This window comes from Rhizobacter sp. P5_A1 (assembly GCF_056400745.1).
The window spans coordinates 57,938-83,204 of the sequence record NZ_JBFUKR010000007.1; the positions used below are offsets into that span (position 1 = coordinate 57,938).

Genomic DNA, 25,267 nt, shown 5'->3' on the forward strand with positions numbered 1-25,267 from the left:
GGCTGACGCCGATATCGCGTGATGGAGACGCGCATCCCGACCACCGGCCTGATCCTGACCGGCGGCGGCGCGCGTGCGGCCTACCAGGTCGGCGTGTTGAAGGCGGTCGCGCAGATTCGCCGCGATTGCGGACAGGCCGACGCGGCGAATCCGTTCCCGGTGATCGCCGGAACCTCGGCCGGGGCGATCAATGCGGCCGCGCTGGCCTGCCGCGCCGATGATTTCGACGGTGCCGTCGAAGGACTGTGCGAGGTCTGGGAGAACTTTCACGCCGAGCAGGTCTATCGCGCCGATTCGTTCGGCGTGATCCGGACCGGCGCACGCTGGCTGACGATGATGTCGATCGGCTGGGTGATCGCGCGCTGGCGCCGCGCGCGGCCGCGCTCGCTGCTCGACAACGCGCCGCTCGAAGCGCTGCTCGGCCGCCTGATCGACCCCGGGCGCGTCCAGCAGATGAAGCGCGAAGGGCACTTGCTCGGCCTCGCGGTGACCGCGTCGAGCTACGGCTCGGGCCTGCACGTGACCTTCTACGACGCGGTCGGCGAGGTCGCACCCTGGACCCGTTCCCAGCGCATCGCGGTGCGCGCGCAGGTCACGGTGCCGCACCTGCTGGCCTCGGCGGCGATCCCGTTCGTGTTCCCGGCGGTCGCGCTCGAGATCGACGGCTACACCGAGTATTGCGGCGACGGCTCGATGCGCCAGGCGGCGCCGATCTCGCCGGCGGTTCACCTCGGCGGCGAGCGCATCCTGGTCGTCGGCGCCGGCCGCATGCACGAGCCGCCGGGCCAGCGCGCCGGCAGCAGCGAGTACCCGAACGTCGCGCAGATCGCGGGCCATGCGTTGTCGAGCATCTTCCTGGATGCGCTGGCGGTCGACGTGGAGCGGCTGCAGCGCATCAACAGCACGCTCGCGCTGCTGACGCCCGAGGCGCGCGCCGCGACCAGCCTGAAGCCGATCGAGGTGCTCGTGATCGCGCCGAGCCAGCGTCTCGACGACATCGCCGCGAAGCACCTCGGCGACCTGCCGATCACGATCAGAGCCCTGCTGCGGGGCATCGGCGTGCAAGGCGAGGGCGACGACGCGCGCGGTTCGGCGCTCGCGAGCTATCTGCTGTTCGAGGCGTCGTACACCCGCGAACTGATGGCGCTCGGCGTGGCCGACACGATGCGGCGGCGCGATGACGTGATTGCCTTCTTCGGCTGGAAGCCCGCCACCTGAAAACGCCCCGGGCGGGGCCGGGGCGCCGTGGTGCGACGCACCTTACTTCTTGGCGGCGTCAGCCTTGTTCGGCTTCTCTGCCTTCGCAGCCTTGGCGGGGCGCGTGTTCGCATCGGCCACTGCCGTCGCGCGGAACGCCGCGCCGTTGACCGTCAGACCGTCGGCCGAGAACTTGGCCGAGTTGCCGGCGCGCACGCCCTTGACGCGCGATTGCAGATCGGTCCAGTCCTTGAACGCGCCGGTCTTGCGCGCGTCGAGGATCTTCGCCGACAGCGACGGGCCGATGCCCTTGATGCCTTCGAGCTCGGACTGGTTGGCCTTGTTGATGTCGACCGCGGCGAAGGCGGCGGCGGACAGCAAAGCGAGCAGGGTGGTGGCGAGCGTCTTGACGATGTTCATGCGGTTCTCCAGAAGGTTCGGGCGCTGCGGAATTGCAGCAGACCCGGACTGAAGTGTTCCGGCGCGAGGCCGAGCTGAACATCGCCTTCACGGGGCGCCTCGAACGGGCACCCCCGAAAGCAGGACGCCCCGCACTGGGCGGGGCGTCGGGCCAGGGTCCGGGCGATGCGCCCGGCCGGTTTCGCCGTCCTACTTCTTCGTCGCGCTGGCTGCCGCCGATGCGGCGGCCGCGGCGGCCGGCTTGGTGTCCTTCGCCGTCTTCTCGGCCTTCGCCGCAGCGGCCTTGTCGGCCTTGGCCTTCTTGGCTTCTTCGGCGGCAGCGGCTTTCGCGGCCTTCTTGTCTTCCTTGGCCTTCTGCGCGGCGGCCTTCTTGTCGGCCGCGCTCGTGTCGGCGGGCTTGGCAGCCGATGCGGCGGCGGCCGCCGGCGCGGCGGCCTTCTTCTCTTCCTTCTTCGCGGCGGCAGGCGCGGCGGTCTTGGCTGGCGCGCCGGTGAATGCGGCGCCGTTGACGGTCAGGCCTTCGGTCGAGAACTTGGCGGCGTTGCCTTCACCGACGCCCTTGACGCGTGTGACCATGTCCTGCCAGTCCTTGAACGCGCCCTTGCTGCGCTCTTCGATGATCTTGGCCGAGATCGCCGGGCCGATGCCCTTCACGGCCTCGAGCTCGGCCTGGGTGGCCTTGTTGGCATCGACGGCCGCGAACGCCGCGGCAGCGAACAGCGCCAGCATGGCGGCGAGAATCTTCTTGATCATGTGCGTACCTTTGGAAGGTTGGTGGAGACGCACCGGTCACGAACGACCGGCGGCAGACCCACAACGCAGCGCATCGGCGCGGGTTGACCGCGCCGAACAAATCGAGTCAGCCGCGCTGTGCGAGCCAGCCGACGTACGACTTCACGCCGGCGGCCACATCGGCGAAGCGGTGGTCGCAGCCGGTGGCGCGCAAGCGCGCGAGATCGGCCTGCGTGAACGACTGGTACTTGCCGACCAGCGCCGGCGGGAACGGGATGTACTCGACCAACCCCTGCGCGACCAATTCGGCGAGCGGCAACGGCGCTTCGCTCTTCAGCGCGCGCGCCGCATTCACCGCGGCGAGCGCCACATCGTTGAACGGCTGTGCGCGCCCGGTGCCGAGGTTGAACACGCCGCTTTGTTCCGGATGCTGCAGGAACCACAGGTTCACCGCGACCACGTCGTCGACGAACACGAAGTCGCGGCTCTGCTGGCCGGCAGCGTAGCCGCCGTACTCGCCGAAGAGGCGGACCTTGCCGGTCTCGCGGTACTGGTTGAAGTGGTGGAACGCGACCGAGGCCATGCGCCCCTTGTGCTGCTCGCGCGGGCCGTAGACGTTGAAGTAGCGGAAGCCCACGACCTGCGTGGTCGAAGCCGGCAACATGCGCCGCACGACGTCGTCGAACAGCAGCTTCGAGTAGCCGTAGACGTTCAGCGGGCGCTCGAACTCGGCCTCTTCGCGGAACGATGCGCTGCCGCCGTAAGTGGCCGCCGACGACGCGTAGAGCAGCCGCGTGCCCTGCGCCTGGCACGCGTCGAGCAGATCCTTCGAGCAGCGGTAGTTGGTGTCGAGCATGAAGCGGCCGTCGTGCTCCATCGTGTCGGAGCAGGCGCCTTCGTGGAAGACCGCATCGACCGGGCCGAACTCGCGGTTCGCGAAGCGGACGTAGAAGTCGCGCTTGTCGAAGTAGTCGCTGAGCTTCGCGCCGAGCAGGTTGCGGTACTTGGGGCCGTCGGTCAGGTCGTCGACGGCGATCACGTCGTCGATGCCGATCGCGTTCAGGCCGTGCACCAGGTTCGATCCGATCATGCCGGCGGCGCCGGTGACGACAACCTTCATGCAAACAACTCCTCGTAGCTGACGCTGGCAGTACCGAACTTGCCGACGACGATGCCGCCCGCGCGGTTCGCGATGGGCATCGCTTCGCGCAGGCTCAGGCCCGCACCGAGCATCGCGGCCAGCGTCGCGATCACGGTGTCGCCGGCGCCGGTCACGTCGAAGACCTCGCGGGCCTGCGCCGGCACCTGCACGTGGCCCCGCGCATCGAACAAGGACATCCCGTCCTCCGAGCGCGTCAACAACAGCGCGTCCAGGCCATGCGCCTGGCGCAGCGCCTGCACACGTTCGTGCAGTTGCGCCTCGCTGCTCCACGCGCCGATGACCTGCGCGAGTTCGGCGCGGTTCGGCGTGATCACGGTCGCCCCGGCATAGCGGCTCCAGTCGGTACCTTTCGGGTCGATCAGTACCGGCCTGCCCGCCGCACGGGCGAGCTCGATCATGCGCGGGATGTGCGTCAGGCCACCCTTGCCGTAATCGGAGAACAGCACCGCACCATGCTCGGGCAGCACGCGTTCGTAGTCGGCGAGCATGCCGGCGAGCACCTCGTGATCGGGCTGGTTCTCGAAGTCGACGCGGATCAGCTGCTGCGAGCGGCCGATCACGCGCAGCTTGACGATCGTGTAGAGCTGCGGGTCGCTGCCGAGCAGTGCAGCGACGCCTTGCCGTTCGAGCAGCAGGCGCAGCTTGCGCGCGGGCTCGTCGTCGCCGACGACGGTCAGCAAGGTGGCCTGCGCGCCCAGCGTCTTGACGTTCAGCGCGACATTGGCGGCGCCGCCGAGGCGCTCTTCCTCGCGGTTCACGCGCACCACCGGGACCGGCGCTTCGGGCGAGATGCGATCGACCGCGCCGAACCAGTAGCGGTCGAGCATCGCGTCGCCGACGACGAGGACGCGGGCGCTGTGCACGCGCTCGCGAGTCAAGAGGGGCGGCTGCGTTGTCAAAGATCCTCCAGCCGTTGTGGCGGATAGCTGTCCCAGCTCAGACACCCGGGGCATTGCCAGAAATAGTACTGCGCCTCGAAGCCACAGGCGGCGCAGCGGTAACGTTGCAGCGGCTTCGCGGCGCGGCCGATCGCCTCGCCGAGCGCCTGGGTCTCGGCGCTGTCGAGCGCGGTCGAAGCCTGTTGCGTGATCAGCGCCTTCGCCGCCGACAGCGTCGGGTGGCTGCGCAGCTGCGCGATCAGCCGCGCGCGTTGCTGTGCCGGCGCCGGGTCGAGCAGCGCGAGCGCGTCGAGCAGGTCCATCGTCGGCGCGCGGGCGTACAGCTCGCGCAGGCGTTCGAGCGCCGTGGCCGTGCCGCCGGTCGCGATCGCGCTTTGCGCGTACTCGCGCGCGACCAGGTTGAACGCGGCCGGATGCGCGACCATCAGCACGCCCCACAGCGACATCAGCTCGGCGTGGTCGCCGCGCCGCGCGGCGCGCTGGCCGGCGAGTACGAGCGGGCGCGCGGCCTGCGGCGCGGCCTCGCGCGCGTGCTTCAACGCGCTGTCGGCCTCGTCGCCTTGATGCTTCGCGTCGGCTTCGAGCGCGATCTCGCACCAGTAGTGCGCGATGCGCGATGCGAACGAGCCGGTGCCGCGGTGCTCGAGCTTGCGTGCGACCTCGACCGCAGCGCGCCAGTCGCGCGAGCGCTCGTGCAGGCTCAGCAGCGCGAGCCGCGCCTCGGTGTCGAAGGCCGTGCCTTCGAGAGCCTCGTAGGCGCTCTCGGCGCGGTCGAACAGGCCCGCCTTCATGAAGTCTTGCGCCAGCGCGTACTGCGCGCGGTCGCGTTCGCCGCGCGGCAGGTCGGCGCGATTCAGAAGGTGCTCGTGCACGCGCACCGCGCGCTCGAACTCACCGCGGCGGCGGAACAGATTGCCGAGCGCGAAGTGCAGGTCGGAGGTGTCGGGGTCCTGCTGGACCGCTTCGATGAAAGCATCGATCGCCTTGTCGTGCTGCTCGTTGAGCAGCAGGTTCAGGCCCTTGTAGTACGCCTTCGGTGAATCCTTCTGTTCGCGCTTCCATTGGCGCAGGTCCAGGCGCGACGCGAGCCAGCCGAACGCGAAGGCCAGCGGCAGGCCGAGCAGCAACCACTGCAGGTCAAAGTCCATCGCGGGGCGGGTGCGGGACCGTGATCTCGGGCGCCGTGCTCGTCGCCGGCAGCTCGGGGCCGGCCTCGATCACCGGCGCATGGCGGCGCGCCACGCGACGATGCCGCCACCAGCTCGGCACCATCGCGAACACGCCGACCGCGCAGCCGAGCGCGAACGCGCCGAGCACGATGAACACCATCGGCGCACGCCATTCCTGGCCGAAGAACCAGCGAACGCCTGCCTCCTGCTGGTTGTTCAGCGCGAACGCAAACAGCGTGAAGAAGATGGCGGCTCGGAAGAGCCAGACAAGCAATCGCATCGGCGGGGAGCGCGTCGTGAGAGGCGGCCGATTCTACCGGCCGGGGCAGCGCGCGAGACGCTGCGGGCGGACCTTACTCGCCGGCCTTGCCGGCCGCACGCGGCGCGGGCTCGGCGGCGACGGGCACATGCGTGTCGACGGCTTCGCGCAACGCCTTGCCGGGCTTGAAATGCGGGACGAGCTTCTCGGGGATCACCACCTGCTCGCCGCTGCGCGGGTTGCGGCCCACGCGCGGCGGGCGGCGGTTGATCGAGAAGCTGCCGAAACCACGGATCTCGATGCGGTGCCCTTTGGCGAGCGCCGCAGACATCGCATCGAGGATCGTCTTGACCGCGAACTCCGTGTCACGGTGCGTCAACTGGCTGAAGCGTTCAGCCAGTTGCGCCACCAAGTCGGAGCGGGTCATCGACAACCAACCGGCAACGGATTAACCGTTGTCCTTCTGGTTATCGAGCTTGGCGCGCAGCAGGGCGCCCAGGCTGGTCGTGCCGGCGTTCTCACGCTCGCTGGTCTGCGCCAGACGCTGCATCGCTTCCTGGTTGTCGGCGTTGTCCTTGGCCTTGATCGACAACTGGATCGAACGCGTCTTGCGGTCGACGTTGATGATCACGGCGTTGACTTCGTCGCCTTCCTTCAGCACGTTGCGGGCGTCTTCGACACGGTCGCGGCTGATTTCGGAGGCACGCAGGTAGCCCGTCACGTCGTCGTTCAGCTGGATCTCGGCGCCGCGCGCGTCGACCGACTTGACCTTGCCGGTCACCGACATGCCGCGGTCATTGACCGAGGTGTAGCTGGTGAACGGATCGGAGTCGAGCTGCTTGATGCCGAGCGAGATGCGCTCGCGGTCGACGTCCACCGCCAACACGATCGCCTCGACCTCCTGGCCCTTCTTGTAGTTGCGCACCGCCTGCTCGCCCGGCTCGTGCCAGGAGAGGTCGGACAGGTGCACCAGGCCGTCGATGCCGGCGGCCAGGCCGACGAACACGCCGAAGTCGGTGATCGACTTGACGGGGCCCTTGACGCGGTCGCCGCGCTGCACGGTGGTCGAGAACTCTTCCCACGGGTTCGCCTTGCACTGCTTCATGCCCAGACTGATGCGGCGCTTGTCTTCGTCGATCTCGAGGACCATGACCTCGACCTCGTCGCCGAGCGAGACGATCTTGCTCGGGGCGACGTTCTTGTTGGTCCAGTCCATCTCGGAGACGTGCACCAGGCCTTCGATGCCCGGCTCGATCTCGACGAACGCGCCGTAGTCGGCAATGTTCGTGATCTTGCCGAACAGGCGCGTGCCGTTCGGGTAGCGGCGCGAGACGCCATGCCACGGATCGTCGCCGAGCTGCTTGATGCCGAGCGAGACGCGGTTCTTCTCGGCGTCGAACTTCAGGACCTTGGCCTGCAGTTCCTGGCCGACCTGGACCACCTCGCTCGGGTGGCGGACACGGCGCCAGGCCATGTCGGTGATGTGCAGCAGGCCGTCGATGCCGCCGAGGTCGACGAACGCGCCGTACTCGGTGATGTTCTTGACGACGCCGTTGACGATCGCGCCTTCATGCAGGGTGCTCAGCAGCTTGCCGCGTTCTTCGCCCATCGAGGCTTCGACCACAGCGCGGCGCGACAACACGACGTTGTTGCGCTTGCGGTCGAGCTTGATGACCTTGAACTCCATCGTCTTGCCTTCGAACGGCGACATGTCCTTGACAGGGCGCGTGTCGAGCAGCGAGCCGGGCAGGAAGGCGCGGATGCCGTTGACGAGGACGGTCAGGCCGCCCTTGACCTTGCCGTTGACGGTGCCGGTCACGAACTCGCCGGATTCGAGCGAGTTCTCGAGCGAGAGCCACGATGCGAGGCGCTTGGCCTTGTCGCGCGACAGGATGGTGTCGCCGTAGCCGTTCTCGACCGCGTCGATCGCGACCGAGACGAAATCGCCAGGTTGAACTTCGAGCTCGCCCTGGTCGTTCTTGAATTCTTCGATCGGAACATAGGCTTCCGATTTGAGGCCGGCGTTCACGACCACGAAACTGTGTTCGACGCGCACCACTTCAGCAGTGATGACCTCGCCGCTGCGCATTTCGGAGCGCGTCAGCGACTCCTCGAACATCGCGGCGAAGGATTCCATGCCGCTGGATTCGGCAACTTGAGTTTGGGACATTGGGTGTTTCCGGTGCGGCCTTGCGACCGCGGGGTTAGGTTGAACAACCGCCGCCCTGACGTGCTGCCGGATGAGTAGCACAGGAGGGAGGGCGACGGACTCTCTTCTTGGCGCCACCTCGACTGGCCGGCACCCCCTTCAAGCTTCCTGGAAGGGCCTGCGATCCTGCCAGGCTGCCAGCACGGCATCGACCGAAGCGTCGACGCTCAATGCCGAGTTGTCCAGCAATATCGCATCTGCGGCCGGCCTGAGGGGCGAGACGCTTCGGGTTTGGTCCCGGGCATCCCGTGCCTCCAACTCGGCGCGAAGACTGTCGATATTAGCTGAAATTCCCTTTGAAATCAATTGCTTGTACCGGCGCTCGGCACGCGTCGCGGCGCTCGCGGTCAGGTAGATCTTCAGATCGGCACCGGGGAAGATCACGGTGCCCATGTCGCGGCCGTCGGCGACGAGGCCGGGGATGCGGTGGAACGAGAGCTGCGTCGTGCGCAGCGCGGCGCGCACCAGCGCGAACGCCGAGATCCGGGAGGCGAGGGCGCCGACCTCTTCGAGGCGCAGCGTTTCGGTGACGTCCTGGTCGCCCATCAGGATCCGGCCCGGCGCAAAGTGCAGATCGAGGTTGGTCGCGAGCTGGGCCAGGCGCTGCTCGTCGTCGGCGCGCGTGCCGGAGCGCATCGCGGCCAGCGCGGTGGCGCGGTAGACGGCGCCCGAGTCGAGGAAGTGGTAGCCGAGCCGCTGCGCGACGGCACTCGCCAGCGTGCCCTTGCCCGACGCGGTCGGGCCGTCGACCGTGATGATCGGAACCAAGTTCGGGCGCGCGCCGACGACGCCGAACAGCGTCTCGAAGTAGTCCGGGAAGGTCTTGCCGACGCATTGCGGATCGAGGATGCGCACCGGCAGGCCGGCCCCATTGAACGCGGCGAGCGCGAAGCACATCGCGATCCGGTGGTCGTCGTAGGTGTGGATCGCCGCGGGGCGCCACGCGGCCGGCGCCGTGACCTCGATGAAGTCGGCGCCGTCGTCGACCTGTGCACCGAGCTTGCGCAGCTCGGCCGCCATCGCGGCGATGCGATCGGTCTCCTTGACGCGCCAGCTCGCGATGTTGGTCAGCCGCGTCGTGCCGGTCGCATACAGCGCCATCACGGCCAGGGTCATCGCGGCATCGGGGATGTGGTTGCAGTCGAGCGTGATGGACTTCAGCGGCCAGGCACCGCGCGACACCTCGACCCAGTTCGCGCCGAGCAGCACCTGAGCACCCATCGCCTGCGCGGCACCGACGAAGGCCAGGTCGCCCTGGATCGACGCGCTGCCCATGCCCTCGATGCGGATCGGCGCATCGGCGCTCGCGGCGATCGCGCCGAGGGCGACGAAATACGACGCGGACGACGCGTCGCCCTCGACATGGACCGCGCCGGGCGACAGCAGCCGGCTGCCGGCGGGGATCGTGAAGCGCGCCCACTGCTCATTGCGTACCTTGACGCCGAAGCGCGCCAGCAGGTTCAGTGTGATCGCGATGTAGGGCTTCGAGATCAGCTCGCCGACGACCTCGATCACCACATCGCGATCGGCGGCGACCAGGCACAGCGCCTGCAGCAGCCCGGTCAGGAACTGGCTCGAGACATCGCCGCGCACATGGATCGGCGCGTCGAGTTTCAGCGTGTGCGGCACGCCGTCGCCGAGCAGCAACGGCGGGAAACCTTCGACGCCGGTGTAGCCGATCACGCAGCCGAGTGGGTGCAGTGCGTCGACCAGATCGCCGATCGGCCGCTCATGCATGCGCGCTACGCCGCGGATCGAGAAACGCCCGCCTTGCGTGGTCGCGAGCACCGCGAGCGCGGCGGCGACCGAGCGCGTCGAGGTGCCCGAGTTGCCGAGAAAGATCTCGGCTTCGCGCGCCTGCAGCGTGCCGCCGATGCCGACGATGCGCGTGACGGCTGCATCGTGTTCGACCGTGCAGCCCAGCGCGCGCAGTGCGTCGAGCATCACGTGCGTGTCGTCGGAGTCGAGCAGGTCGTGGATCAGCGTGCTGCCGGCGCACAGGCCGGCGAGCAGCAGCACGCGATTCGAGATGCTCTTCGACCCCGGCAGGCGCACCGTGCCGGCAGCGCTCGCCAGCGGCGGGATGTCGAGAAAGCGGGTCTTGAACATGCGGCGGCGCAGCCCTTGAAGCGGGCGCAGGTTAGCGGTTGGAGTTGGGCTTGGCAGCGTTCATCTGCCAGCCGCCGCGCGCGTCGGAGGCGCTGCGGATCATGTCTTCGAGCGCTTCGGCGTTGCCCGACTTCATCGCGTGCTCCATCGCATCGAGCGCATGACGAAAGCGCAGCGTCTGCTTCAGGATCTCTTCGCGGTTCGACATCAGGATGTCGCGCCACACATCGACGTCGCTCGCCGCGATGCGCGTGAAGTCGCGAAAGCCCGGACCGGCGAGCGACAGATAGTCGCGCCCGGCGGGGTGGCGCGCCACCGAGTTGAAATACGCGTAGGCGAGCAGGTGCGGCAGGTGGCTGACCGCCGCGAATGCCGCGTCGTGGTTCTCGGGCGTCATGCGCAGCACCTGCGAGCCGATCGCGGCCCAGCAGTCGGTTGCGCGCTGCAGCAGTTCCGGCGAGGTCTGCGGCAACGGCGTCAGGATCACCTGGCGGCCGCTGTACAGCGTCGCGTCAGCGTGGCTGATGCCGGCGGCTTCCTTGCCGGCAATCGGGTGCGCCGGCACGAACGAGACGATGTGCTCCTTCAGCACGCGGCGCGCGGCATCGACGACATCGCGCTTGGTCGAACCGACATCCATGATCAGCACACCGGGCTCGATCAGATGGCGGATCGCCTTGAACGTCGCTTCGGTCGCGGCGACCGGCACCGCGATCAGCACGATGTCGGAGCCCGAGACCGCGAGCAGCGCCGACTCCGCGACCTGGTCGATCACGCCGAGCTTCTTCGCCTTCTCGGTCGTCGAGGGCGACTTGCTGTAGCCGATCACGCGCTTGACCAGGCCGGCGCGCTTGAGCGCGAGCGCAAACGAGCCGCCCATCAGGCCGCATCCGATCACGCCGAGTTGATTGAACATGGAGGGTTTCAGTGCACGTCGATCGGATACGTGCCAAGCTGCTTGAAGAACGCGCAGACACCGCGCAGCTCGGCCAGCGCCGCAGCGACGTTCGGCTGATCGGGGTGGCCCTGCAGGTCGATGTAGAAGTAGTACTCCCACTGACCGGAGCGCGCCGGGCGCGACTCGAAGCGTGTCATCGAGACGCCGTGGTTCTTCAGCGGCACCAGCATGTCGTGCACCGCGCCCGGGCGGTTCGCGACCGACACGACGAGGCTCGTGCAGTCGTGCCCCGAGGCCTTCGGCTGCGGATGCTGGTGCGGGTGCGCGACGATCGCGAAGCGCGTGCGGTTGTGCGCGTCGTCCTGGATCGCCGGTGCGACGACGTGCAGGCCGAACTCGGTCGCCGCGTAGGTGCTGGCGATGCCGGCGAGTTTCGGGTCGATGCTCGCCAGGCGCGCACCCTCGGCGTTGCTCGAGACCGGCCGGCGCTCGGCGTTCGGCAAGTGGTTGCTGAGCCAGCCGTGGCATTGCGCGAGCGCCTGCGGGTGCGCGCAGACGGCCTCGATGCCGTCGAGTGCGTTCTCGCGCCGCAGCAGATTGTGACGCACGTAAAGGCTGGTCTCGCCGATGATGAACAGCGGCGTCGTCAGGAACAGGTCGAGCGAGCGGGTGACGACACCTTCGCTCGAGTTCTCGACCGGCACGACGCCGAAGTCGGCGGCGCCGGCGCTCGTGACATGGAACACCTCGTCGACGTTCGAGCACGGGATCTTGACGATCGTCGAGCCGAAGAAGCCGAGTGCGGCCAGTTCGCTGAATGTGCCGGCCGGGCCGAGGTAGGCGACGCGTGTCGGCGTCTCGAGTGCACGGCAGGCCGACATGATCTCGCGCCAGATCGGCGCGACGCTTTCGGGCTTCAGAGGCCCCGGGTTCGCAGCCTTCAGCCCGTCGATCACCTGTGCTTCGCGCTCGGGGCGAAACGCGACCGAGCCTTCGCGCTTTTTGAGTTCGCCGACCTGTTGCGCGAGCGCTGCGCGCTGGTTCAGCAACGCCAGCAGGTCGCGGTCGAGCTTGTCGATCCGAGTGCGGAAAGCGAGCAGATCGGCGAGCAGATCGGGCGCGGTCGAGAGGGAGTCGGGTGAGTCAGCCATGGCGTGGGCGAAATTCTCGCATGCGGCGATGCTGCAACCGCACATCGATCGGGCGGCGGGACGCCGGCTCGCCGCTCACCCGGCCCTCACTTGCTCGCGGGCTTCTTCGGGGGCGTGGCGGCCTTCGCCGGCGCCGAAGCGGCCGGCGCGGCGGTCGGCGCGCCGAGCGAACTGCGAACCTTGGCCTCGAGAGACTGGATCTTCGGCTCGATCGTCGGCCGCGCCTCGGCGACCAGCTTCTGCGTGAAGCTGCTCTGGATCTCCGGCCCGAGCTGCGCGTACTTCTTGTTGACTGGGGATTCGAGCCAGGCAATCAGCTGCTTGAGCTCGTCCTCGGTGAACTTCTCTTCCATCGCCGCGCCGATCGTCGACGGCGCCAGCTTGACAGCACGTTCGCGCACGATCGGCGTCGCTTCCTCGACGTACTTCTTGATGTCGGCCTCGATGCCCTTGCCGACCGCCTCGCGCTTGTCGGCCGGCACCTGACCGAGCGCTCGCCCCGCCGCCTGCAGCATCTGCACCGCGGGCTGCTCGACCAGGTTGCGTGCCAGCCCTTCGATGCCCGGCTGCTGCAGGACCATCAGCTTCTGCACCAGCTCCTTCTTGGCCGCCGACGCCGGGGCCGCCGCCGGTGCGGAGGAGGTTTGGGCATGGGCCAGCGCGGCGCTGGTCAGCAGCGCCGTGATCATCAACTTCTTCATCAGGGGTTCTCCTCGGCAGGCGGTTCGCTGTCGCTGCTGCCGTTGGGTTCAGGGGGTGGGGCGCCGGCAGCGTCCGCGGACGCGTCGCCGTTGGCGTCATTCTCGACGATGCGCTGCAGCCCGATCAGCTGCGTGCCTTCGTCGAGCGCGATCAGGGTCACGCCCTGCGTCGCGCGACCCATCTCGCGGATCTCGGAGACGCGGGTGCGCACCAGCACGCCCTTGTCGGTGATCAGCATGATCTCGTCGTCGGCGCGCACCAGCGTCGCGGCAACGACCTTGCCATTGCGCTCGCTCTGCTGAATCGCGATCATGCCTTTGGTGCCGCGGCCGTGGCGCGTGTACTCGACGATCGAAGTGCGCTTGCCGTAGCCATTCTCGGTGGCGGTCAGCACGCTCTGCGTTTCGTCTTCGGCGACCAGCATCGCGATCACGCTGAGGCCTTCGTCGAGCGCCATGCCGCGCACGCCGCGGGCATTGCGGCCCATCGGGCGCACGTCGTCCTCGTCGAAGCGCACGGCCTTGCCGCCGTCGCTGAACAGCATGACATCGTGTTTGCCGTCGGTCAGCGCCGCGCCGATCAGGAAGTCGCCCGGGTCGAGATCGACCGCGATGATGCCGGCCTTGCGCGGGTTGCTGAACTCATCGAGCGAGGTCTTCTTGACGACGCCTTGCGCGGTCGCCATGAACACGTAGTGATCGGCCGGGAAACTGCGGAAGCCGTCGGTCAGCGGCAGCACGACGTTGACCTTCTCGCCTTGCTGCAGCGGGAACATGTTGACGATCGGGCGGCCGCGCGAATTGCGCGAGCCTTGCGGCACTTCCCAGACCTTCAGCCAGTAGACCCGGCCCTTGTTCGTGAAGCACAGGATGTAGTCGTGCGTGTTCGCGATGAAGAGCTGGTCGATCCAGTCGTCTTCCTTGGTCTGCGTCGCCTGCTTGCCGCGCCCGCCGCGCTTTTGCGCGCGGTACTCGGAGAGCGCCTGGCTCTTGATGTAGCCGGTGTGCGAGAGCGTCACGACCATGTCGGTCGGCGTGATCAGGTCCTCGGTGCCGAGGTCCATCGCGTTGTGCTCGATCGTGCTGCGACGCGCGCCGACCTTGGTCTGGCCGAACTCCTGCTTGATCGACGCGAGTTCGTCCGAGATGATCGCGGTCACGCGCGGCGGGTTCGCGAGGATGTCGAGCAGGTCGGTGATCTGCGCCATCACGTCCTTGTACTCGCCGATGATCTTGTCCTGCTCGAGGCCGGTCAGGCGCTGCAGGCGCATCTGCAGAATCTCGCTGGCCTGGTCGTCGGACAGGCGATACAGGCCGTCGGGCTGAATGCCGAACTCCTTCGGCAGTCCTTCGGGCCGGTACGCCTGCAGGCCGTCCGGGTTGTCGCCGGTGACGCGCGAGAGCATCTCGCGCACCATCGACGAGTCCCAGCTCTTGTTCATCAGCGCGGCTTTCGCGACCGGCGGCGTCGGCGAGGCCTTGATGGTCTCGATGAACTCGTCGATGTTGGCGAGCGCGACCGCCAGGCCCTCGAGCACGTGGCCGCGTTCGCGCGCCTTGCGCAGCTCGAACACGGTGCGCCGCGTCACGACCTCGCGCCGGTGCTCGAGGAAGACCTCGATCAGATCCTTCAGGTTGCACAGCTTCGGTTGGCCGTCGATCAGCGCCACCATGTTCATGCCGAACGTGTCCTGCAGCTGCGTCTGCTTGTACAGGTTGTTCAGCACGACCTCGGGCACTTCGCCGCGCTTGAGTTCGATCACGACACGCATGCCGGATTTGTCCGACTCGTCCTGGATGTGGCTGATGCCTTCCAGCTTCTTCTCGTGCACCAGCTCGGCGATGCGCTCGAGCAGGTTCTTCTTGTTCACCTGGTAAGGAATCTCGTCGACGATGATCGACTGGCGCTGGCCGCGGTCGATGTCCTCGAAGTGGCACTTCGCGCGCATGATCACGCGGCCGCGGCCGGTGCGGTAGCCGTCGCGAACGCCCGACAGGCCGTAGATGATGCCGGCGGTCGGGAAGTCGGGCGCGGGGATGATCTCCATCAGCTCGTCGATCGTTGCGGCCGGGTTCTTCAGCAGGTGCTGGCAGGCGTCGACGACTTCGTTCAGGTTGTGCGGCGGGATGTTGGTCGCCATGCCGACCGCGATGCCGCCCGAGCCGTTGACGAGCAGGTTCGGCAGCCGTGTCGGCATCACCAGAGGTTCCTTTTCGGAACCGTCGTAGTTCGGGCCGAAATCGACCGTCTCCTTGTCGAGATCGGCGAGCATTTCGTGCGCGATCTTCGCGAGGCGGATCTCGGTGTAGCGCATCGCCGCGGCGTTGTCGCCGTCGACCGAACCGAAGTTGCCCTGGCCGTCGACCAGCATGTGGCGCATCGAGAAATCCTGCGCCATGCGCACGATCGTGTCGTAGACCGATTGATCGCCGTGCGGGTGGTATTTGCCGATCACGTCGCCGACAATGCGCGCCGACTTCTTGTACGGCCGATTCCAGTCGTTGTTCAGCTCGTGCATCGCAAACAGTGCACGCCGGTGCACCGGTTTGAGGCCGTCGCGCGCATCGGGCAGGGCGCGTCCCACGATCACGCTCATCGCGTAGTCGAGGTACGAACGACGCATCTCCTCTTCCAGGCTGATGGGCAGAGTTTCCTTGGCGAACTGGGTCATGCGATGTCTTCGTGGGAGCCGGGAAGGCAACGCGCTCGAGCGGGCGCGCAGTGCAGGGCGTCATTGTAATTGGCGTGGCTTGTAGCGCTGATGCAACATCGACCGGGCTGAGCGTTGGAGGCGCGGCCAAAAATCAGGTTGCGCGAAAGCCCTATGGCAGAATCAGCCCGGTCGGTGGTCAGCGCCCGGGTACGTGTTCGACGCGCGGGGGTTTACCAGTACTTTCCGATTCCGGTTCGGACGTTTTGCAGAACACTACTGCGCCTTCCCTCGAGAGGAGAATCATGAAGAAACTGAACAAGGTGGCGTCGCTCTTTGCAACCGCTGCCCTCGCAACCACCATGTCTGGCGCGTTCGCGCAGACAGTTGACAACTGGGTCAACGGCAGCGGCAACCTTCCCTGGAAGAACGGCACCAACGAGCTGTGCTGGCGTGATGGATCCTGGACCCCCGCCACTGCGATCGCCGAATGCGATGGCGCGCTGAAGCCGCCGCCGCCGCCCGCGCCGGCTCCCCCGCCGCCGCCGCCGGCCGCTCCCCCGGCTCCGAAGCCCGCGCCTGTCGTGCCGGTCGCTCCGACGTCCGAAAAGGTCACCTTCGCCGCTGATGCATTCTTTGACTTCGACAAGTCGGTCCTGAAGCCGGAAGGCAAGGCCAAGCTCGACGACCTCGTCAGCAAGATGGGCGGCATCAACCTCGAAGTCATCATCGCCGTCGGTCACACCGACTCGGTTGGCTCCGATGCCTACAACCAGAAGCTGTCGGTCAAGCGCTCGGAAGCCGTCAAGGGCTACCTGGTCTCGAAGGGCGTCGAGAAGAACCGCGTCTACACCGAAGGCAAGGGCGAGAAGCAGCCGGTCGCCGACAACAAGACCAGCGAAGGCCGCGCGAAGAACCGTCGCGTGGAAATCGAAGTCGTCGGTACCCGCGGCAAGTAACAGCAAGCCAGGCCCTCACGGGCCGGCTCGCTTCGAAGCCCCGCCCTGGCGGGGCTTTTCAATTTCCGATGCCCGATTCGAGTGCAGCTTCGTTTCGGTGCACAGCGCATTCGCTACCATCGCCGCATGACCACCAACGTCGACCCGCAAGAGCTCGCCAAGTTCAGCGAGCTGGCCCACCGCTGGTGGGACACCGAGAGCGAGTTCCGCCCGCTTCACCAGATCAACCCGCTGCGCCTGGACTGGATCGACCGGCACGCCGCGCTGAAGGGCACGCGCGTGCTCGACATCGGCTGCGGCGGCGGCATCCTCACCGACTCGATGGCGCGGCGCGGCGCGACCGTGCTGGGGATCGACCTGGCATCCAAGCCGCTGAAGGTCGCGCAACTGCATGCGCTCGAGGCCGGCACCGAGAACGTCGAGTACCGCGAGGTCGCTGCAGAAGCGCTCGCGGCTGAAGCGCCGGGCCGCTTCGACACCGTCACCTGCATGGAGATGCTCGAACACGTGCCAGACCCCGCGTCGATCGTGCAGGCCTGCGCAACGCTCGCGAAGCCTGGTGGCTGGGTCTTCTTCTCGACGATCAACCGCAACGCGAAGGCGTTCCTGTTCGCGATCGTCGGCGCCGAGCATGTGCTGCAGCTGCTGCCGAAGGGCACGCACGAGTATGCGCGCCTGATTCGGCCGAGCGAGCTCGCGCAGTGGTGCCGCAACGCCGGCCTCGAACTCGCGGACACCCGCGGCATGGGCTACAACCCGCTGACGAAGCGCTACACCCTGTCGGCCGATACCAGTGTGAATTACCTGATCGCGTGCCGGAAGCCGGCATGATGCATGCCGTTCGCGCGGTTCTGTTCGATCTCGACGGCACGCTGATCGACAGCGCGCCCGACCTCGCGGGCGCCGGCAACGACATGCGCATCGCGCGCGGTCTGGCGCCGCATCCGCTGGCCCACTACCGGCCGATGGTCGGCGCCGGTGCGCGCGGCATGGTCGGCTGCGCGTTCGATGTCGGGCCCGATGACGCCGCCTTTGCCGCGCTGCGCGACGAGTTCCTGCAGCGCTACGAGGCCCGCATGACCCGCGACACGCAAGTGTTCCCCGCGATGCTGCCGGTGCTGTCCGCACTGAACCACAGCGCGCTGCCCTGGGGCATCGTGACGAACAAGGCGAGCCGCTTCGGCGAGCCGCTGGTGCGCTCGCTCGGTCTGCTGGCGCCGGGTGCGACGCTGGTCTGCGGCGACACCACGCCGCACTCGAAGCCGCATCCGGCGCCGCTGCTCGAGGCTGCGCGCCGCCTGCAGGTGCCGGCGGCCGAGTGCGTCTATGTCGGCGACGATCTGCGCGATGTGCAGGCCGGCCGCGCCGCCGGCATGGCGACGATCGCGGTCGGCTGGGGCTACCTCGGTGCCGGCGAGCCAGTCGAGACCTGGGGCGCCGACCACCTGATCCAAATACCCGGTGAGCTCTTGAAGCTGCTGCGGATGGCCTAAGATACCCACTCTGGGGCTGACCTGGCTTCGACGAGGGTGCGGAGTCGGAACAGTGCACGCCGAGCACCAGTTCGCTCGTTAATCCACTGGAAACAAAGTAACTGCGAACGACTCTTCGTACGCCCTCGCCGCTTAAAACCGGTGAGCCTCGCAACAGTTGGCCGATGGGCTGGGTCTGACGGGTAACCGGAAGACTGCGAGGTCATACACATTGGCTCGTCCTGAGTTGGGTCACTCTTCACAGGATCAAATCAAGTGAATCGAAATGTGGGTAGCGTGCTGCTGCGCGACCCACGGCTCTAAAACCAAATCAGTCAGCTAAGCGTGTAGATCTGCCCGGCAATGGCTTTCGGACGGGGGTTCGATTCCCCCCAGCTCCACCAGACGATAGTTTCAAAGACGTCCCAGAACGTCCCATAAGATCTTAAAACCCCCAAGTAAATCAACGACTTGGGGGTTTTTTCTTGCTCGGGACGTCTCGGAAGGTCTACGACGACCGCGGCCTCTACTTGGAAGTCAGTCCGAAAGGCGGCAAGTGGTGGCTCCCGAAGTACAGCTTCGAGGGAAAGGCGAGGCTGCTGTCGTTGGGTACCTATCCCGACACCGGCTTGAAGGGGGTGCGCGAAAAGCGTGATCAGGCGCGACGCCTCATCGCCCAGGGCGTGGACCCGAGTGCGGCCCGCAAAGCCGAGAAGGCAAGCCGAACGGAAGTCGTCGTCAACAGCTTTGAAGCCGTCGCGCGCGAATGGCACGCAACGATCCATCTTGGTCAGGTCAGTGCGGGCCATGCAGCTCGCACGTTGATCCGGCTTGAACAGGACGTGTTTCCGTGGCTGGGTGGGCTGCCAGTCGGCGAGATCAAGGCGCCGCAGTTACTCCAGGCCATCCGACGCATCGAAGCGCGCGGCGCCATCGAGACAGCGCATCGCGCGTTGCAGGCATGCGGCCAGGTGTTCCGGTATGCGATCGCGACCGGCCGAGCCGAACGTGACCCTGCGCCCGACCTGCGCGGTGCGTTGAAGCCTGGTGCAGCACATGGCGGCGATCACTGATCCCAAACGCGTGGGTGAACTGCTGCGGGCGATCGAAAGCTACGAGGGCATGCCGATCACCCGAGCGGCGCTTCAACTCGCACCCCTCGTCTTCGTCCGCCCGGGTGAGTTGCGCAAAGCGGAGTGGATCGAGTTCGATCTCGATGCTGCGGAGTGGCGTATCCCCGCTGCGCGCATGAAGCGAACCAAACAGGAGAAGCTCAGCGGCGCATCGCACGTCGTTCCGCTGTCTCGACAGGCACTTGCGATCCTTCGCGAGCTACAGCCGCTGACTGGCCATGGCCGGTATTTGTTCCCGAGTCCACGCACTGGCGAACGGCCGATGAGCGACAACGGCGTGCTCTCGGCGTTGCGACGCATGGGCTTCCCGAGCGACGAAATGACGGGCCACGGGTTCCCAGCGATGGCGCGCACGCTCGCTGGCCGAGCGATTGAATGTGGACGAGGGCGTGATCGAGGCACAGCTCGCCCACGCCGTGAAAGACTCGCTGGGCCGCGCTTACAACCGGACGGAGTTCCTCGAGCAGCGTCGCAAGATGCTGCAGATGGGGGCTGACTATCTCGACAAACTGCGTACAGGCGCCGAGATCATCCCGATCAAACGCAGTCGAGTCCGAAGCGCTGCAAGAACGCCGGCAATCGACAGAATGCGATGAGGGAAAGGGAAGGGCAGCGAAAGAGCCGCTCTCTCAATCTTTGATTCGCGCTATCGAGAACGTTGTTCGAGAACAGCTTCTTCCGCGCAAAGCAGGTAACCTTACCGTAGACATGGTAAGTTACCGATGGTAAGGTATTGTGCATGCCAGATGCCAATCCTCCCCAACTCTCGCCGCGGATAGCCCGACGGCGGCAGTTCGCCAGCGAGGAATTCGTCGACGCCGCCCGCCACATCATCGAAACGCATGGGTTCCAGGGCTTCTCGCTCGAACTCGTCGCCCGCGAGGTGGGGTTACGCAAGCAGGCCGTCTACCACTACTTCGACTCGAAAGAGAGCGTGCTCTTCGAAGTGGTGTACGCCGAGCTTTCCCACGCCGCTCAGGCGGTGGCCGCGGCGGTTGCGCCAACGACCCATGGCGCCGATGCCGTCGAGGCCTTGCTTCGCAGCTACTTCGCGGCGTTCAAGGGGCGCACGCGGCTGTTCCAGCTCAGCCACACGGTTCTGCCGACCTTCGACCTGATTCGACTCATGGACTCTGGCCGGTTGAGCCGTCTGCGGCCACTGAATGACCTGCTGCTTGGTGGCGTCACGGAGCGCGTGACCCGCGACCGCGGCCCCCGCGCGAGTCCCGACGAGGCACGCCGATTTGCCTTCACCGCCTACATGTCCGTGGTCGGCCTGCTCACGATGAAGGCACTCGTCGAGTCAGCCGGTGATCCCCTACGTCATGAGGACGAGGCACTGCTCGCAACGCTGGTCGCAACCCACCGAATCGCCGTCACAACCCCGAGTACACAATCATGAGCCCATTCACCGCCGACAACCCCGTCTTCACGCTGTATGTCCTGGCCGCCGGACTGGCGATCCTGAAGATGCTGGGGCACGCCTTTCTGACCGTGCAGCGCATGGTCAAGGTCAATAGCGGCTTCCTGAACCCGGAGGACACGCGGCGTACGCTGATGAATCCGAACCCAAGCCCGACGCAGACGGACACCAATGATGACGTTGAGCGGGCTCGACGCCTTCACCGCAACGAGGGGGAGAACACGCCGCTCTTCCTGGTCGCCGGGCTGCTGCTGGTGGCAGCGTCGCCGTCGACGGCTGTGGCCGCGGTGTTTCTGTTCGGCTACGTTGCAGCGCGTATGGCCCACACCTGGGCCTATCTGACCGAGCAGGACCACGAGGTGCGGGCGGCTTGCTTCACGATTGGCGCGGCATTGACCGCCGGCATGGTGATCTACGCCGGCACGGTTGCCCTCTGGCACTGAACCACCTTCCGCGCCAACGACTGAAAGGCCCGTCACCAAACGTCGCGGACGTGAGCGACAACACAAAGGTCGGCCATCGGTCATCCAGGCCCAACGATCGAGTGACAGCTCAGGGTCGGCAGCGCTGGTTCGTGACCATCGGATGCAGCCGTTCGGCCCCGAAATTGCTGCGATCGTCGGTCGGCATGCGCGAACGACTGATGTCGCAATCATTGACCTTCTTGGCCGGTCGGCGAAGGTCAAGTTCCGAAGTAGACCGGCCGTTCGCTGAGAGATCCGCCGCTGGCTCCTATGGTCGGAAGCGGTTCTACGCTTTGCGGTACCGGGTATGAGCCGGTAGCCGCTGCCGATGCCATTGCGGCAGCGCAGAGGGCCGGAGATCGAGCGGTAGGTCGGACCGACGAAGTGGTGTCCTCGCCGTCGGACGGGCTCGGGGGGCAGACCGCCCAAGAGCCGCCTGCCCGAACCAGCGAGCGTGGGTGCGCAGCGCGCCGCGTCAACGGTCCGCTTGCGCCGGGCTGCGCCCGCCCTTGACCCTGCGCGCCGCGCGGGAGTCGATCATCGAACGGGCATCGACTCGGCGCGACTTACCCTTAGCGATCGAATCTCATTAAAAGCGGAACTAGCCTTGACGAGGCGAAACTGATGAAGGGGAGGCGGTCATGCGAGCAAGGTCGTGGGCGCCGGGCGATCCCTGTGGCCCGCGTCAATCGACGATGCGCGCCGCGTCAGGTCCGATCGAATCAACGCGTACCGGCCTGTCGATGTTGCGTTGGGGTGGCCCTGTAGCGCTGCTTGAACTCGCGTGCGAAGTGAGCTTGCGTAGAGAAGCCACAGCCCAACGCGATGTCACCGATGGAGCGGGCGGAATGGCCAAAATCGGCGAGCTGCCGATGCGCCAATGCAAGGCGTTCTTGCCAGATCCATTGGGTGACGCTGCATTCGTGCCTCTCGAACACTCGGTTCAGATTGCGCAGCGACATTGCCATGTGGTTTGCGACGGCCTCAGCATCGAGTTCGCGTTCCGCAAGATGTTCAGCGATGAAACGTTCAGCCCTCAGAAGACGCAGAGCCATGACGTCGTCGCCTCGTGGCGTGTCATGCCCCCTCGGTCTCAGGAGCAACTGCAACCTCGCCCGGATATCGCGATGCACGGTCGGTGCCAACACGGACAGCGGCTCGTCCATGAAACCCAGGATCCGTTCTCTCAGCGGCTGGATGAGCAACTGCCCCGCGCGAAGGCTGCCATCGATCTTGAGCAATGAGGTTGGTGACATCTCGTCGCCGGAATCAAACACTTCATCGGCTTTGATATCGATCATCAGCTGGCGCATCGGCCGCGTGAACCCGTACAGATACGGCTTCTCCGTGCTGTAGATGACGAGGTCACCGCTGTGAACGAGGGTGCAGTGGCCCGATTGGTAAAAGAAGGCCTCGCCCTCTAACAGCATGCAAGCAAACAGCGAATGCTTCGGGTGGCGTCGGACGATGGGCATCGTGCGTTCCACGACGTGTTCGTTGCCGACGATGTCGGCGATGCGAAGTGCACCGAGGTCGAAATTCCGCTGCCGTGCATTGAGCCCCTCCTCGGCGTATGTAGAACAGCGAAGACCGATCAGTTCCGACGTGGTGTACGACTCCCAGTAGCGCAAGCGTTCCCGAGTCGGCGCGAACTCCGTCGCCCCTTCCTTGAAGGGGACGAAGCGACGTTCTTGAGTGGCGAGAGATGGCATAGGGCTGGCGAAAAGCCGACCGCAGCGACCGGTCCATCTCATGCTAACAGTCGAGCGGAAGCGGCAAGCATCGTGCTCGTCAGGGCAATCCCTGAAGCTCTGTCGCGTTGTCCAGGCGAGGCAACCAACTCGTCCCGCCTGGAACAGCGGCCGCGTTGATCTGAAGACAAAGTCGCCTGCCTCACACGTTCGCAGGGAGACAACGATGTCTGTCGAAGCCGAGTTCTGGCGGACCATTCCGCCAATCGCTGATGTTTTCAAGCCTGACGCCAAGCCAGAGGTGCACATCGCGAATGCGGCGACGGACGATTTGCGCTACTACGTGCCCTTCAGCGAAACCGTATCTTCGCGCCCTTTGTGGATATCTCCCAGTGAGAACAGATGGGCCGATGTGCTTCGCGCTGACAAGCCGGGACTCGTCAACCGCCATTACCACCCTCACGAGGTCTTCGCCTACACGATCTCAGGCAAGTGGGGCTATCTCGAGCATGACTGGATCGCGACGGCTGGAAGCTTCGTGTACGAAACGCCCGGTGAGGGCCACACGCTGGTCTCCTATGAGCACCCCGATCCGATGCGTGTGTTTTTCATCGTCAAGGGGCCGCTGATCTGGCTCGATGAGAAGGGCGAGTCCACCGGTCATTTCGACGTGCATGACTACATCCGGATGTGCCGCGAGCACTACGACAAGGTGGGTATCGGCGCAGCGTATGTAGACACGCTGTTCCGATAACCGCGATGAAGGCACTGCGTTGGCACGGGGCACGAGACCTGCGGCTGGTGGACCTGGTGGAACCCGCGTTGCGACCCGGCGAGGTGCGCATTCGGGTCGCCTACTGCGGCATCTGTGGGAGTGACCTGCACGAGTACGTCGATGGGCCGCATGCGATTCCCATCGAACGCCCGCATTCGATCTCGGGTCGGTGCGCCCCGTTGACGCTGGGACACGAGTTCTGCGGCGTGGTGGTCGAGTCCGCGGACTCGGTAGTCGCGGTCGGTAGGCGTGTCGCGATCGAGCCGGAATACCGCTGCGGGGCGTGCCAGTACTGTCGCCAAGGTCAGTACAACCGCTGCATTTCAATGGGGTTTGTCGGTCTCATGGGAGACGGAGGGCTGGCGGAAACAGTCGTGGCACCCGCGTACTCGGTCCACCAGCTTCCAGACGAAGTGCGCTTCGATCAAGCCGCTGTACTCGAGCCTGCAGCGGTTGCCTTGCACGCCGTGCGAACCAGCGGGCTGCGAGCGGGCGATGCCTGCGCGGTGTTCGGCATGGGGCCGATCGGCCTGCTGACGGTGGCCATGCTGCGTCAATGCGGCGCCGGCGACATCATCGCAGTGGACGTTCATGCCAGCCGCTTGGCGATGGCCGGCGCAATGGGCGCCAGCGAGGCTGTGGACGCCTCGCGTGTGGACAGCGCCAGCGCGGTCTTCGCGGCGACGTCAGGTCGAGGGGCTGCCGTTGCCTTCGAAGTCGCCGGGTCGCAGGCCACTCTCGATTCGAGCCTGGCGTGTGTCCGCAAAGGTGGCGAGGCTGTGCTCGTGGGCTTGATGGGAAAGGCCCAAGTCGACGTCTTCGACATCGTCAACCGCGAACTGCGCTTGACCGCAAGCGTCGGCTACAGGGATGTCTTCCCGACGCTGATTGCGTGGACGGCCAGGGGCCTGATCGACCCGTCCGCGATCGTGACGAGGAAGGTACCGCTTGCGCAGGCGGTAAAGCAGGGTTTCGACGCGCTAATTGCCGACAAGAACCAAGTGAAGGTCCTGGTCGCGCCCAATGGGGAGGATATGAAATGACTTTCACTGCAACGCTCTTTGAGGGACGACGAGCGATCGTCGTGGGCGGAACGTCGGGGATTGGCGCCGGCACTGCGCTGCGCTTGGCGGAACTGGGTGCCAGCGTGCTGGCCGTGGGGCTGCAAGCCGCAGGGAAGCACGCGCCAGTGCGCGACCGGATCCGTTGCGTCGAACTCGACGTGACCGATGGGCCGGCGCTGCACGCGGTGCTGTCCGAAGAGAGCTCGATCGATGTGCTGGTCAACTGCGCCGGAATCAGCCGCGATCGAGCGGAATACGAGCTTGACGTGTTCCAGCACGTGCTGGACGTCAACCTGACGTCGATCATGCGTGCCTGCAGTGTCGCCGTGCCTGCGCTTGTGCGTGCCCGCGGCTGCATCGTCAACGTCGCCTCGATGTTCAGCACCTTCGGCAGTGCGGATCGGCCCGCCTACGCGGCGAGCAAGGGCGGGGTGGTCCAGCTCACCAAGTCCCTGGCCCAGTCCTATGCAGCTGCAAGAGTTCGCGTGAATGCCGTCGCGCCCGGCTGGATCATCACGCCACTGTCGGAGGGACTTTCTCGCGACGAGGAGGCCAGCCGGCGAATCATGGATCGAACGCCGCTCGGACACTGGGGTCAGCCGGCTGACGTGGCCGACGCCATTGTCTTTCTCTGCTCGCCTGCCGCGCGCTACATCACCGGCGTGACTTTGCCTGTGGACGGCGGCTACCTGACCGTCTGATTGCCGGACGCTTTCGTGTCCGTTCACA

General features: G+C 66.3%; 23 protein-coding genes, 1 other RNA gene and 1 pseudogene. 11 read left to right on the forward strand and 14 right to left on the reverse strand.

All coding sequences use genetic code 11. The features are described 5' to 3' along the window. The first annotated feature begins 21 nt into the window (after positions 1-21). On the forward strand, positions 22-1,218 hold the full coding sequence (locus AC1DTW_RS09695) for a patatin-like phospholipase family protein (protein WP_477980851.1): 1,197 nt from the start codon (positions 22-24) through the stop codon (positions 1,216-1,218). Positions 1,219-1,260: 42 nt separating this feature from the next. Here AC1DTW_RS09695 and AC1DTW_RS09700 read toward each other — a convergent pair whose 3' ends face one another. From AC1DTW_RS09700 to gyrA, 13 genes are all read right to left on the reverse strand, one after another. Further along, on the reverse strand, positions 1,261-1,617 hold the full coding sequence (locus AC1DTW_RS09700; protein WP_477980852.1) for a ComEA family DNA-binding protein: 357 nt from the start codon (positions 1,615-1,617) through the stop codon (positions 1,261-1,263). Positions 1,618-1,806: 189 nt separating this feature from the next. Next, positions 1,807-2,370: a ComEA family DNA-binding protein gene (locus tag AC1DTW_RS09705; protein WP_477980853.1), complete on the reverse strand. Its 564-nt coding sequence runs from the start codon at positions 2,368-2,370 to the stop codon at positions 1,807-1,809. Between the two features lie 106 nt (positions 2,371-2,476). Further along, positions 2,477-3,469: an ADP-glyceromanno-heptose 6-epimerase gene (rfaD, locus tag AC1DTW_RS09710; protein ID WP_477980854.1), complete on the reverse strand. Its 993-nt coding sequence runs from the start codon at positions 3,467-3,469 to the stop codon at positions 2,477-2,479. Continuing rightward, the gene (gene rfaE1 / locus AC1DTW_RS09715) at positions 3,466-4,464 is read right to left on the reverse strand and encodes a D-glycero-beta-D-manno-heptose-7-phosphate kinase (RefSeq protein ID WP_477980855.1); all 999 of its coding nucleotides are present in this window, start codon (positions 4,462-4,464) and stop codon (positions 3,466-3,468) included. The genes rfaD and rfaE1 overlap by 4 nt, the downstream gene beginning before the upstream one ends. Then, positions 4,407-5,558 carry a lipopolysaccharide assembly protein LapB gene (gene lapB, locus AC1DTW_RS09720; protein WP_477980856.1) on the reverse strand — a complete coding sequence of 384 codons (1,152 nt, stop codon included), beginning with the start codon at positions 5,556-5,558 and terminating at the stop codon, positions 4,407-4,409. Before lapB ends, rfaE1 begins: the two co-directional genes overlap by 58 nt. Continuing rightward, positions 5,548-5,859 carry a LapA family protein gene (locus AC1DTW_RS09725; RefSeq protein ID WP_477980857.1) on the reverse strand — a complete coding sequence of 104 codons (312 nt, stop codon included), beginning with the start codon at positions 5,857-5,859 and terminating at the stop codon, positions 5,548-5,550. Before AC1DTW_RS09725 ends, lapB begins: the two co-directional genes overlap by 11 nt. 73 nt (positions 5,860-5,932) lie before the next feature. Then, on the reverse strand, positions 5,933-6,265 hold the full coding sequence (locus AC1DTW_RS09730) for an integration host factor subunit beta (RefSeq protein ID WP_477980858.1): 333 nt from the start codon (positions 6,263-6,265) through the stop codon (positions 5,933-5,935). A gap of 21 nt (positions 6,266-6,286) precedes the next feature. Then, the gene (gene rpsA / locus AC1DTW_RS09735; RefSeq protein ID WP_477980859.1) at positions 6,287-8,008 is read right to left on the reverse strand and encodes a 30S ribosomal protein S1; all 1,722 of its coding nucleotides are present in this window, start codon (positions 8,006-8,008) and stop codon (positions 6,287-6,289) included. A gap of 138 nt (positions 8,009-8,146) precedes the next feature. Next, on the reverse strand, positions 8,147-10,156 hold the full coding sequence (locus tag AC1DTW_RS09740; protein ID WP_477980860.1) for a bifunctional 3-phosphoshikimate 1-carboxyvinyltransferase/cytidylate kinase: 2,010 nt from the start codon (positions 10,154-10,156) through the stop codon (positions 8,147-8,149). A 31-nt stretch (positions 10,157-10,187) separates the two neighbouring features. Then, on the reverse strand, positions 10,188-11,072 hold the full coding sequence (locus AC1DTW_RS09745) for a prephenate dehydrogenase (protein WP_477980861.1): 885 nt from the start codon (positions 11,070-11,072) through the stop codon (positions 10,188-10,190). Between the two features lie 8 nt (positions 11,073-11,080). Next, positions 11,081-12,205 carry a prephenate dehydratase gene (gene pheA, locus AC1DTW_RS09750; protein ID WP_477980862.1) on the reverse strand — a complete coding sequence of 375 codons (1,125 nt, stop codon included), beginning with the start codon at positions 12,203-12,205 and terminating at the stop codon, positions 11,081-11,083. An 86-nt stretch (positions 12,206-12,291) separates the two neighbouring features. Continuing rightward, positions 12,292-12,906: a DUF2059 domain-containing protein gene (locus AC1DTW_RS09755; protein ID WP_477980863.1), complete on the reverse strand. Its 615-nt coding sequence runs from the start codon at positions 12,904-12,906 to the stop codon at positions 12,292-12,294. Continuing rightward, the gene (gene gyrA, locus AC1DTW_RS09760) at positions 12,906-15,578 is read right to left on the reverse strand and encodes a DNA gyrase subunit A (RefSeq protein WP_477980864.1); all 2,673 of its coding nucleotides are present in this window, start codon (positions 15,576-15,578) and stop codon (positions 12,906-12,908) included. Before gyrA ends, AC1DTW_RS09755 begins: the two co-directional genes overlap by 1 nt. Positions 15,579-15,862: 284 nt before the next feature. On the opposite strand from gyrA, the gene ompA reads away from it, so the two are divergent. The 7 genes and pseudogenes from ompA (at position 15,863) to AC1DTW_RS09795 (ending at position 20,987) form a co-directional block, all read left to right on the forward strand. Beyond that, positions 15,863-16,516: an outer membrane protein OmpA gene (gene ompA / locus AC1DTW_RS09765; RefSeq protein ID WP_477980865.1), complete on the forward strand. Its 654-nt coding sequence runs from the start codon at positions 15,863-15,865 to the stop codon at positions 16,514-16,516. Between the two features lie 126 nt (positions 16,517-16,642). Beyond that, positions 16,643-17,347, forward strand: coding sequence for a bifunctional 2-polyprenyl-6-hydroxyphenol methylase/3-demethylubiquinol 3-O-methyltransferase UbiG (gene ubiG, locus AC1DTW_RS09770; protein WP_477980866.1), 705 nt, complete (start codon positions 16,643-16,645; stop codon positions 17,345-17,347). Further along, positions 17,344-18,009 (forward strand): HAD-IA family hydrolase, encoded by a 666-nt coding sequence (locus AC1DTW_RS09775; RefSeq protein WP_477980867.1) that lies wholly within the window; start codon positions 17,344-17,346, stop codon positions 18,007-18,009. The genes ubiG and AC1DTW_RS09775 overlap by 4 nt, the downstream gene beginning before the upstream one ends. A gap of 12 nt (positions 18,010-18,021) precedes the next feature. Beyond that, positions 18,022-18,392, forward strand: a transfer-messenger RNA (tmRNA) gene (gene ssrA / locus AC1DTW_RS09780). Between the two features lie 81 nt (positions 18,393-18,473). After that, a pseudogene (locus AC1DTW_RS09785) lies at positions 18,474-19,717 on the forward strand (tyrosine-type recombinase/integrase). 143 nt (positions 19,718-19,860) lie between these two features. Continuing rightward, positions 19,861-20,523: a TetR/AcrR family transcriptional regulator gene (locus AC1DTW_RS09790; protein WP_477980868.1), complete on the forward strand. Its 663-nt coding sequence runs from the start codon at positions 19,861-19,863 to the stop codon at positions 20,521-20,523. After that, positions 20,520-20,987 carry an MAPEG family protein gene (locus AC1DTW_RS09795; RefSeq protein WP_477980869.1) on the forward strand — a complete coding sequence of 156 codons (468 nt, stop codon included), beginning with the start codon at positions 20,520-20,522 and terminating at the stop codon, positions 20,985-20,987. Before AC1DTW_RS09790 ends, AC1DTW_RS09795 begins: the two co-directional genes overlap by 4 nt. 743 nt (positions 20,988-21,730) lie before the next feature. On the opposite strand, the gene AC1DTW_RS09800 is transcribed toward AC1DTW_RS09795, so the two are convergent. Beyond that, the gene (locus AC1DTW_RS09800) at positions 21,731-22,720 is read right to left on the reverse strand and encodes a helix-turn-helix domain-containing protein (RefSeq protein ID WP_477980871.1); all 990 of its coding nucleotides are present in this window, start codon (positions 22,718-22,720) and stop codon (positions 21,731-21,733) included. 205 nt (positions 22,721-22,925) lie between these two features. Between AC1DTW_RS09800 and AC1DTW_RS09805 the strand changes: the two genes are divergently transcribed. From AC1DTW_RS09805 to AC1DTW_RS09815, 3 genes are read left to right on the forward strand one after another with little or no spacing between them, the layout of a single operon-like run. Next, the gene (locus tag AC1DTW_RS09805; protein ID WP_477980872.1) at positions 22,926-23,453 is read left to right on the forward strand and encodes a 2,4'-dihydroxyacetophenone dioxygenase family protein; all 528 of its coding nucleotides are present in this window, start codon (positions 22,926-22,928) and stop codon (positions 23,451-23,453) included. 5 nt (positions 23,454-23,458) lie between these two features. Beyond that, positions 23,459-24,517, forward strand: a complete 1,059-nt coding sequence (locus AC1DTW_RS09810; RefSeq protein ID WP_477980873.1) for a 2,3-butanediol dehydrogenase — start codon at positions 23,459-23,461, stop codon at positions 24,515-24,517. Then, positions 24,514-25,239 (forward strand): SDR family NAD(P)-dependent oxidoreductase, encoded by a 726-nt coding sequence (locus tag AC1DTW_RS09815; RefSeq protein ID WP_477980874.1) that lies wholly within the window; start codon positions 24,514-24,516, stop codon positions 25,237-25,239. The genes AC1DTW_RS09810 and AC1DTW_RS09815 overlap by 4 nt, the downstream gene beginning before the upstream one ends. Positions 25,240-25,267 lie beyond the last annotated feature (28 nt).

Coding starts and splice junctions, on each gene's coding strand:
- AC1DTW_RS09695 (WP_477980851.1), top strand. CDS start 22: ATGGAGACGCGCATCCCGACCACCGGCCTGATCCTGACCGGCGGCGGC.
- AC1DTW_RS09700 (WP_477980852.1), bottom strand. CDS start 1,617: ATGAACATCGTCAAGACGCTCGCCACCACCCTGCTCGCTTTGCTGTCC.
- AC1DTW_RS09705 (WP_477980853.1), bottom strand. CDS start 2,370: ATGATCAAGAAGATTCTCGCCGCCATGCTGGCGCTGTTCGCTGCCGCG.
- rfaD (WP_477980854.1), bottom strand. CDS start 3,469: ATGAAGGTTGTCGTCACCGGCGCCGCCGGCATGATCGGATCGAACCTG.
- rfaE1 (WP_477980855.1), bottom strand. CDS start 4,464: ATGCCCCGGGTGTCTGAGCTGGGACAGCTATCCGCCACAACGGCTGGA.
- lapB (WP_477980856.1), bottom strand. CDS start 5,558: ATGGACTTTGACCTGCAGTGGTTGCTGCTCGGCCTGCCGCTGGCCTTC.
- AC1DTW_RS09725 (WP_477980857.1), bottom strand. CDS start 5,859: ATGCGATTGCTTGTCTGGCTCTTCCGAGCCGCCATCTTCTTCACGCTG.
- AC1DTW_RS09730 (WP_477980858.1), bottom strand. CDS start 6,265: ATGACCCGCTCCGACTTGGTGGCGCAACTGGCTGAACGCTTCAGCCAG.
- rpsA (WP_477980859.1), bottom strand. CDS start 8,008: ATGTCCCAAACTCAAGTTGCCGAATCCAGCGGCATGGAATCCTTCGCC.
- AC1DTW_RS09740 (WP_477980860.1), bottom strand. CDS start 10,156: ATGTTCAAGACCCGCTTTCTCGACATCCCGCCGCTGGCGAGCGCTGCC.
- AC1DTW_RS09745 (WP_477980861.1), bottom strand. CDS start 11,072: ATGTTCAATCAACTCGGCGTGATCGGATGCGGCCTGATGGGCGGCTCG.
- pheA (WP_477980862.1), bottom strand. CDS start 12,205: ATGGCTGACTCACCCGACTCCCTCTCGACCGCGCCCGATCTGCTCGCC.
- AC1DTW_RS09755 (WP_477980863.1), bottom strand. CDS start 12,906: ATGAAGAAGTTGATGATCACGGCGCTGCTGACCAGCGCCGCGCTGGCC.
- gyrA (WP_477980864.1), bottom strand. CDS start 15,578: ATGACCCAGTTCGCCAAGGAAACTCTGCCCATCAGCCTGGAAGAGGAG.
- ompA (WP_477980865.1), top strand. CDS start 15,863: ATGAAGAAACTGAACAAGGTGGCGTCGCTCTTTGCAACCGCTGCCCTC.
- ubiG (WP_477980866.1), top strand. CDS start 16,643: ATGACCACCAACGTCGACCCGCAAGAGCTCGCCAAGTTCAGCGAGCTG.
- AC1DTW_RS09775 (WP_477980867.1), top strand. CDS start 17,344: ATGATGCATGCCGTTCGCGCGGTTCTGTTCGATCTCGACGGCACGCTG.
- AC1DTW_RS09790 (WP_477980868.1), top strand. CDS start 19,861: ATGCCAGATGCCAATCCTCCCCAACTCTCGCCGCGGATAGCCCGACGG.
- AC1DTW_RS09795 (WP_477980869.1), top strand. CDS start 20,520: ATGAGCCCATTCACCGCCGACAACCCCGTCTTCACGCTGTATGTCCTG.
- AC1DTW_RS09800 (WP_477980871.1), bottom strand. CDS start 22,720: ATGCCATCTCTCGCCACTCAAGAACGTCGCTTCGTCCCCTTCAAGGAA.
- AC1DTW_RS09805 (WP_477980872.1), top strand. CDS start 22,926: ATGTCTGTCGAAGCCGAGTTCTGGCGGACCATTCCGCCAATCGCTGAT.
- AC1DTW_RS09810 (WP_477980873.1), top strand. CDS start 23,459: ATGAAGGCACTGCGTTGGCACGGGGCACGAGACCTGCGGCTGGTGGAC.
- AC1DTW_RS09815 (WP_477980874.1), top strand. CDS start 24,514: ATGACTTTCACTGCAACGCTCTTTGAGGGACGACGAGCGATCGTCGTG.